The organism is Nocardia alni (assembly GCF_019038435.1).
Taxonomy (GTDB): Bacteria; Actinomycetota; Actinomycetes; order Mycobacteriales; family Mycobacteriaceae; genus Nocardia; species Nocardia alni.
Map to the genome: position 1 here is coordinate 1 of NZ_JAGPOX010000370.1, position 416 is coordinate 416.

Here is a 416-nt window from a genome sequence, read left to right on the forward strand (position 1 = left end):
ATATGATTGATTCTATTTACACGTACAAATGGTTTAAGGTGACATATCCATTTTCTTTGTTAGATAGAATCGTTGATTTGCAATATTGTATGTGGATTTGTTTTTTTTATTTATTTTAGAAATGAGAACTACAACTTAAAGTATTAAACGAATTGCAACTATATAAACAGATAATTGGAGAATGAAAAAATTACATGTTATAGTCAACTCAATAATTTTAAGGAGGAATTAAGTAATGAAAAGTAAATACGAACCATTGTTTGATAAAGTAGAATTACCAAATGGAGTAGAGTTGAGAAATCGATTTGTGTTAGCCCCTTTAACACATATTTCTTCAAATGATGATGGTACTATTTCAGATGTAGAACTTCCTTATATTGAAAAGCGTTCACAAGATGTTGGTATTACAATTAATG

1 protein-coding gene is annotated in these 416 nt (G+C 27.4%); it reads left to right on the forward strand.

What is annotated here, in order from left to right:
• Positions 1 to 235: 235 nt before the first annotated feature.
• Positions 236 to 416, forward strand: a 181-nt coding sequence (locus JZ791_RS47465) for an oxidoreductase (RefSeq protein WP_254207403.1), incomplete at its 3' end; no start/stop codon positions are given.